The following is a 7,652-nucleotide window of genomic DNA, read 5'->3' as shown; positions in this document are numbered from 1 at the left end:
TGTGCCATTTACCAAAAGCGGCGGTGTTATAACCATTTTGCCGCAATATTTCTGCTACAGTGGCAGCACTCTTAGGTAGGATAGTTGTGTATCCTGGAAAACCTGTTGCTAATTCCTCAACTACCCCTGTACCGACTGAATGATGATTGCGCCCAGTCAGCAGAGCCGCTCGTGTAGGTGAACAAAGGGCTGTGGTGTGGAATTGGTTGTAACGCAATCCTTTTTCGGCCAACCGGTTCAAATTTGGGGTTTCTACAGGTCCACCAAAGGTACTCGCCTGCCCAAAGCCAACGTCATCCAGTAGTATCAACAGCACATTCGGAGCTTTTGCTGGTGCAGTGGTCGGGTCTGGAAAATCTGGTGTTGATTCTCGGTAAGTGATCCCTATTTTCCCCTCAAAGGGTTCTTGGGGAATAGGCAATACCTTTGCCGTAGCTGCTAAGGCAGGGCTAGTAACCGTCAATAGGCTGATGAGAAGAGATAGCGCGATCGCTGCGGTACGCAAAGCGAACGCCCGTAAAGTTGAACGTGACATACATCCAATAACCTATTACTTCAAGTTTTGATATGGCTGCCTTTCTAGAAGGGAATGGGGAAAAGGGAAACAGAGGTCTATTGTTTGAAAAACTAACAATTAGAGTATCATATCAAATGAGGTTTCCTGTACACATTGTTTGAAAACTCAGGCTATCCTACTCGATCATTAGCTTTCGCAGCCAACGTTCGGGATATCCGTACCCTCAGACAACAGAAGCTTGAATCATATGTGTTCCTTGATTATTTAGATTTTCTGTGATAGTTTTTTCTACATCCACAAAGTACTTTAATTCTACAGGATTAAAGTACTTTATCAAAATCACTAGCTTAACCACAGTGATCTGGTCAGGAAAAGAACATAACTAGAGCCGATTCACCAAATATAGGAATTTATCGTATGAGCTTGGAACTAAATCTATCAGGGAAAACAGCAATTGTCACAGGTGGTAGCGCAGGTATTGGTCTAGCCATTGCCAAAGCTCTCTATAGTGAAGGGGTGAATGTGGCGATCGCCGCCCGTAACCCCGAACGATTAGAGAATGCACTCAGCGCTATCCAATCTCTACCCTCACCAGGGGCAAAGGTCATTTCTATAAGTGCTGATTTAACTCAAGCAGAGAGCGTTGAGCGAGTTGTTTCAACCACATTGGCACAGTTTGGTCAGATTGATATCTTAGTCAATAATGCTGGTTCAGCCCGTGCAGGATCTTTCCTTGACCTAAGCGATGATGTCTTTCTAGATGCTTGGAACCTAAAATTATTGGGCTATATTCGTCTAGTTAAAGCCGTTGTTCCTCATCAAAGGAGTAGAGGAGATGGACGGATTGTCAATATTATTGGCGGTGCAGGGCGGACACCTCGTCCTGGCTTCCTTCCGGGTGGAACAACTAACGCTGCTTTACTCAACTTCACACGGGGAATTTCTAAAGAGTTAGCACACTACAACATTCGGATTAATGCAATTTCACCTGGTGCTACTGCAACTGAACGGGCTGAACGCTTAGCTGAACAAAACGCTAAAGCGCAAGGCATTACAGTTGAGCAAGCAAAAGCACAAACCCTGCAAGGAATCCCCTTAAAGAGAATTGCCGAGCCAGAAGAAATTGCAGCATTAACTCTATTTTTAGTATCGGATCTCGCTGCTTCAATTACAGGTGCAGAGATTCTAGTTGATGGCGGAAGTACCCCAGGAGTGTAGGGGTTATTTCTAAATTTCTTGTTCGGGGCAGGGAACAATGAATTGGATTAAAACAGAGGTTTTGGCTTAACCAGGGTAAACATCTTCCATCTCTAAATATGATTGATCCCCAACATTTAACTTTTATCCATAGCCTACTACTATTCAATACGGCTTTCATCGCAGGCGGATTGAATGCTGTAGCAGGTGGTGGGACTTTTATCACGTTTCCAGCCCTCATCTTTACAGGCGTACCACCGATCACAGCAAATGCTACCAATAATACTGCTATCTGGGTGGCTGCTCTGGCTAGCGCTGGAGCCTACCGTAAAGATTTAGGCGTTAAGCGGGAAGTTTTTTTGCTCTTATGTAGCATAAGTTTAGTTGGTGGAGTTATTGGCTCTTTAGCTTTGTTGTATACATCCGCCGATGTGTTTAAAAAGCTAATCCCTTATCTATTGCTCTTAGCAACGTTAGTATTTACCTTTGGTGATGCTCTAAGAGGGTGGTTGCAGCTTCACAGTCAGAAGTCAACAGTTGAGTCTGTACCTATAATCAACTTGGCGTTAGCGCAATTCGCGATCGCAATATACGGGGGTTTCTTTGGCGCTGGTTTAGGCATTTTAATGCTGGCAACCCTATCGTTTCTAGGTATCAAAAGTATTCATACAATGAATGCCTTTAAAATATTTTTGGGGACTTGTGTCAATGGTGTTGCAATCATCCCATTTATTTTTGCGGGTGTTATTGCTTGGCAACAAGCTATTTTAATGGCAGTAGGGGGTTCTTTGGGCGGTTATTTAAGCGCACATTATGCACGTAGAGTTAACCCCCAATTAATTCGGAAATTTGTCATATTTGTTGGCTTTACCATGACTATCTACTTTTTCATTCATGGCTAGAATGGAGCTATCAAAAAGCCTAGCACGAGTTAGTAGCAGTTATGACTGAGTATTTTTCCGAGCAATCAGATGTGATTCTGTTAGACATAGAAGGTACCACAACTCCAGTAGAATACGTTTTCGGCGTGCTGTTTCCCTTTGCTCAAGCCAATGTGGAAGCGTTTCTCCAAAAGCATCATGATTGGTCATCAGTCGAAGCTGACTTGAAACTTTTGCGGCTGGAATATGAAGCTGATCTCGCTAAGGGTATTTCTATCCCAGAGTGGAATTATAATTCAACAACTGGGGTAGTTCCTTATATCCGTTACTTAATTGAGATTGATCGCAAGTCTACAGGACTGAAGTCGTTGCAAGGTAAAATTTGGGAGCAAGGTTATCGAGATGGGACGTTGCGATCGCGAAAGCAACAATAGCCAGTTGGTGAATTAAATTGAAAATCCAGGAGAATATCATAAATAAGTACTAAAACAGAATTAGTTACACAACTTTATTGTTAAATTGACCTAAACAAAATCAAGCCAAGATCTGGTTTTTACTTTTATTAATGGCAAGTTTAGAGGAATACGCTCAGCTAGATAACAGTAAGGAGTAGGGAAGTTCTATAGATCAAGAAAACAGCCCTAGAGATTAGCTAACTCCGGGGCTTCATTACGTTAGTAAGCGGTATTGATTAATCTACCATAAATAACAAGAAATTGTGTACAATTTAAATTTTTCAATTTCTGCCGTAATACCAGTTTTTACTTCTCTATATTTTAATTCAGACATTGAGTTATAGGTCAAAATACTGTAAACTGATAGATATACCACTATTTGACTAAATAGGAACTTACTACAAATCTCTTTCAGCAAGCAAGTAATTGAATGACTCAAAAAGCATAAGTCCCTCGATTCATCTTGGCTTTTTGACAGTGCTCGTATTCCCCGGAGGTTTACTTGCAATGCTACACCTTATTAATTTTGCCCAACGTCCAGGCTATCAAACTACACATACAGGCCAAAAAGGAGGACAAGCAATTGCTCACAGCCTATAGCGAGAATGAATTACAATTAACTGCTGACGTACTGGTAATTGGTGGCGGTCCAGCCGCTGCATGGGCAGCATGGGCAGCAGCATCCCAAGGTGTCAAAGTAATCATTGTTGATAAAGGTTTTCTGGGTACGAGTGGTGCAGCTGCTGCCAGTGGCAATGGCATCATGGCTCCTTCTCCAGAAAATTGGGAAAAAGTTAAATGGGATCGTTATCTCAGCGGCAAAAATCTAGCTAACTTACGTTGGATAGAGCGTGTTATCGAAAAAACTTGGCTCAGTTTGCCCCTCGTGGAAGATTGGGGCTATCGTTTCCCAAAAGAAAATGGGGAATCCGTGCGCCAGAGTTATTATGGTCCTGAATACATGAGGGTACTCCGCAAAAACCTCTTGCGTGTTGGCGTTCAGATTCTTGACCAAAGTCCCGCTCTAGAGCTTTTAGTAGCTGAAGACGGCTTGGTGGCTGGAGCAAGAGGCGTGCAGCGGCAACATCAACGAACCTATACGGTTCGTGCTGGTGCAGTCGTCATGGCGAATGGTGGTTGTGCATTCTTGAGTAAAGCTTTAGGTTGCAATACCAATACAGGTGATGGAATGCTGATGGCAGTGGAAGCTGGCGGTGAACTCTCAAGCATGGAAGCTTCTAATCACTATGCCATCTCAACTGCTTTTAATGCAACAGTGACAAGAGGTGTCCCCTTTGGTTGGGCTAGTTATACTGATGAATCTGGCAATGATCTTGGTGGTTATATCAATGGTCGTCGGGATCCATCATTCCTTCCCAATGCTCTCCTCAAAGGCTCTGTTTATGCCCGTTTGGATCGTGCGACACCTGAAGTCAAAGCAGTGATTGAAAAATCTCATTTCATTGCTTTTCTCCCATATAAAAAAGCTGGCATTGATCCCTATACAGAACGAGTACCTGTAACGCTGATTTTAGAAGGTACTGTCCGTGGTACAGGCGGAATTCGGATTGTCAATGATAGTTGTGGGACAAAAGTTCCTGGGCTATATGCTGCTGGTGATGCTGCATCGCGGGAGTTTTTAGCTGGTTTAGCTTCTGGAGGTGGTGGTCCTAATGCAGCTTGGGCTATCTCGACAGGACAATGGGCAGGAGTTGGAGCAGCTGATTTTGCGAAGAGTCTGGGCTCTCATGCTCATGAACGGGTTGTGCATCCTGCTGGTCAAGCGGGATTTAGATCGCAGTCTTCTACTGGCGAAACATTTGATAGTGAGGCGATCGTGCGGGGTGTACAAGCACAGATGTTCCCGTTAGAGAAAAATTACTTGCGTTGTGAACAGGGACTTCTGGATTCCCTCGCCGAGTTAGAAACGCTGTGGCAACAGGTACAAACTAACCCGAAACAAGATACAGTGCGCGATGTAGAATTTTCTCGTCGAGCGGCTTCTCTCACATCTGTAGCGCGGTGGGCATATTTTAGCGCTTTACATCGCACAGAAACCCGCAGCGAACATCTTCGCGTAGACTATCCCGAAACTGATCCAGATCAGCGTTATTACCAAGCAACAGGGGGGTTAGAAAAACTTTGGGTGAGGCGTGATTGGATAACAGATCCCATCCCTACACCGCCAGTAGTTAAGACTCAACCCGCACCTTCTGTATCAAAGCTGTAGTGTACCAGGAGTAATACTATGATTGAGCTTATCAGCCAGAAACTCTGTATCAATTGCAATGTGTGTGTCCAAGTTTGTCCTACCAATGTCTTTGACTCGGTACCAGACCAACCGCCGGTAATTGCCCGCAAGGAAGACTGCCAAACTTGTTTCATGTGTGAGGCCTATTGTCCTGCCGATGCACTCTATGTTGCACCTGAATCTCACACCAATATTGCAGTCAGTGAAGATGATTTAATTGAAAGTGGCATTATGGGTGAATATCGTCGTATTTTGGGTTGGGGATATGGCAGAAAAAACAATAGTGATTTGGATACCGCTCATAAACTGCGCCAACTTCCGCGCCCGTATCAAAGTAGTGTTTAATCGAAGTCGGACTCTTGAAGCTTGACTCCAACCTCATCAGTAGGGTATGAGTTTATCCATCTGATACCCCTCCACACATCAATCCCACGGCTATTGCCCGTGGGAAGACATCAATAAGTTTTACAGAAGTGAAAAATTGTTCCCTATCAATTGGACGTCGGCTGAGTTTCAAGTCTGAGGGTTTACAAAAAAGCTCCTTTTGTTGCTAGAATGTCTCAAACTTTGGTCTTAGATAATGAAGGACTATTTTCATTGCCACCAATACTGCCTCTTTCTTCAGCCCAGGAAGAGGGAAACACAATATACACAATTATGTGACTTTTGCTGGCGCGAATACTTGTTTTGCTGGAGTCTCTACTTTAGAGAACAATGGCTTGAGTTGCAAGCTAATCATCAGAATGGTTCTCAGCAACCCGAGAAAAAAGAGTCATTACTAAATGAAGAACTCAACAACCAAAAATATACTATTGAGGCAGGCTCACTAGAATAACTACTCTACTCTCCGAGTAACAAAATTTATGTGAAGAGCGTCCCACCTTCAGCTGGGTGATAAACCAGCGTACTGTTCTGGTTTGAGCATAGCGTCTTTTACATCTATTTTTTTAGGTATTAATTGCAATTTATAGAAAGTATCAGCCACTTTCTGTTGTTCATTAATCAACTCTTGATTAATTGGTACGACTCCAAAAGTCTTTCTAAAAGTTGCTTTTTTAATGATTTCTAAATCAATCTTTAACGCTGGTGCCAGTGCTTCTGCGACAGCTTGTCGATTTTTATCAGACCAATCTTCTAGTTTTTTAATCTCCTCTAAAATAGCCTTAATTATTTGCGGATTCTCATTGGCAAACTTCCGACTGGCAAGATAATATCCTCCTTGCTTATTTACATTTTTCCCATCCACCAAGACACGGGCATTAGTATTTTTTTCAGCGTCGGCATAAAATGGATCCCAAATTGACCAAGCGTCTATATTACTCTTAACAAAAGCAGCACGGGCATCAGCAGGAGGTAAAGATATAGGTGTAATATCACTATATTTTAATCCTGCTTTTTCTAAAATTTGCAGTACAAAATAATGAGCGCTAGAACCTTTTTGAAATGCTATTTTTTTGCCTTTTAAGTCAGCTAATGTTTTGATAGGCGAGTTTTCCGGAACAAGAATAGCCTCACCAGCAGGGCTAGCAGCAATCCCTGCAATGTAAGTCAGCGATGCTCCAGCAGCTTGGGCGAAAATTGGTGGAGATTCTCCTGTATGACCAAAATCAATACTTCCGACATTCATCGCTTCTAAAAGTTGTGGTCCAGCAGGAAATTCAATCCACTGAACAGATACTCCTTCTGGTTTCAGACGGTTTTCTAAAACACCCTTACTCTTAAGAAGAATTGCTGATTTTTGATAGCCAAACCTAACTACAGATGTTTTGGAAGAATTTGTATTAATGGTTGATGTAGCAGTAGAGTTACCTGAATTATTGGGGGTACAGGCAGCAAATAACATCGTTATACATAGGCCTGCTATAAAAGCCCCAAATATATCCCGCCGAAATACAGATAACCAATTTTCTTTTCTTTCAAGCCTAAAGCTACTATATGGTATCAGGGATACCCTTCCTGAGGTTATCTTTCGCAAATATTTAATAAGTAGGCTAATCATCAATCTTCAATTACTGACATTGTACTAATAATAGATATAATTAGGGTAATATGCAATCAAAAACGTTACTGTGTGCTATAATATTATGGTTGCATAATCAGCCCTATTCCAGAGAAAATCTTAACTTGGTTCAGAAGTTGGTGGGGTTGAGTTAGCGTCTCGCTGGAAAAGGCTATAAAAAATTGAAGGACGCACTCCCACATGTTTGACGACAAGATGGGTTAGCCAGATATTCCACACCATCATACTAAAGCTGGTCGCGATCGCTGCTCCAACAATTCCGAACAACGGGATGAGAATTGCATTTAATCCCAGATTTAGCAAAGCACTACAACCTATGACCTTAAATGAT

7 protein-coding genes and 1 pseudogene are annotated in these 7,652 nt (G+C 42.6%); 5 read left to right on the top strand and 3 right to left on the bottom strand.

Going from position 1 to position 7,652, the window contains the following annotated elements; translation table 11 throughout:
- The coding region (locus G4P69_RS34300) for a sulfatase-like hydrolase/transferase (protein WP_208354384.1) at positions 1-535 on the bottom strand (535 nt) is incomplete at its 3' end.
- A gap of 399 nt (positions 536-934) precedes the next feature.
- Here G4P69_RS34300 and G4P69_RS34295 point away from each other — a divergent pair.
- The 5 genes from G4P69_RS34295 to G4P69_RS34275 all read left to right on the top strand — a co-directional run bounded on the left by G4P69_RS34295 (position 935) and on the right by G4P69_RS34275 (position 5,646).
- Positions 935-1,735, top strand: a complete 801-nt coding sequence (locus G4P69_RS34295; protein WP_208354382.1) for an SDR family oxidoreductase — start codon at positions 935-937, stop codon at positions 1,733-1,735.
- A 98-nt stretch (positions 1,736-1,833) separates the two neighbouring features.
- Positions 1,834-2,616, top strand: a complete 783-nt coding sequence (locus G4P69_RS34290) for a sulfite exporter TauE/SafE family protein (protein WP_208354380.1) — start codon at positions 1,834-1,836, stop codon at positions 2,614-2,616.
- Between the two features lie 41 nt (positions 2,617-2,657).
- A complete protein-coding gene (locus G4P69_RS34285) occupies positions 2,658-3,029 on the top strand; it encodes an HAD family hydrolase (protein ID WP_208354379.1) in 372 nt (123 codons plus the stop codon).
- A 604-nt stretch (positions 3,030-3,633) separates the two neighbouring features.
- Positions 3,634-5,280, top strand: a complete 1,647-nt coding sequence (locus tag G4P69_RS34280; protein ID WP_243903136.1) for an FAD-dependent oxidoreductase — start codon at positions 3,634-3,636, stop codon at positions 5,278-5,280.
- Between the two features lie 18 nt (positions 5,281-5,298).
- Complete coding sequence (locus tag G4P69_RS34275; RefSeq protein ID WP_208354377.1) at positions 5,299-5,646, top strand: 4Fe-4S dicluster domain-containing protein; 348 nt, start codon at positions 5,299-5,301, stop codon at positions 5,644-5,646.
- Between the two features lie 538 nt (positions 5,647-6,184).
- Here G4P69_RS34275 and G4P69_RS34270 read toward each other — a convergent pair.
- Both G4P69_RS34270 and G4P69_RS34265 read right to left on the bottom strand, forming a co-directional pair.
- Positions 6,185-7,144, bottom strand: a complete 960-nt coding sequence (locus G4P69_RS34270; protein WP_310834032.1) for a sulfonate ABC transporter substrate-binding protein — start codon at positions 7,142-7,144, stop codon at positions 6,185-6,187.
- Positions 7,145-7,420: 276 nt separating this feature from the next.
- A pseudogene (locus G4P69_RS34265) lies at positions 7,421-7,652 on the bottom strand (polysaccharide biosynthesis C-terminal domain-containing protein); the annotation flags it as partial.

This window comes from Aetokthonos hydrillicola CCALA 1050, from assembly GCF_017591665.1.
GTDB classification, from domain to species: Bacteria; Cyanobacteriota; Cyanobacteriia; order Cyanobacteriales; family Nostocaceae; genus Aetokthonos; species Aetokthonos hydrillicola.
Note: the sequence above shows the minus strand (reverse complement) of the source record. Positions and strands in the feature narration are given on the sequence as shown.

What these genes read in the sequence shown, in the direction of transcription:
- G4P69_RS34290 (WP_208354380.1), top strand. Translation starts at nt 1,834, where the DNA reads ATGATTGATCCCCAACATTTAACTTTTATCCATAGCCTACTACTATTC.
- G4P69_RS34285 (WP_208354379.1), top strand. Translation starts at nt 2,658, where the DNA reads ATGACTGAGTATTTTTCCGAGCAATCAGATGTGATTCTGTTAGACATA.
- G4P69_RS34275 (WP_208354377.1), top strand. Translation starts at nt 5,299, where the DNA reads ATGATTGAGCTTATCAGCCAGAAACTCTGTATCAATTGCAATGTGTGT.
- G4P69_RS34295 (WP_208354382.1), top strand. Translation starts at nt 935, where the DNA reads ATGAGCTTGGAACTAAATCTATCAGGGAAAACAGCAATTGTCACAGGT.
- G4P69_RS34270 (WP_310834032.1), bottom strand. Translation starts at nt 7,144, where the DNA reads ATGTTATTTGCTGCCTGTACCCCCAATAATTCAGGTAACTCTACTGCT.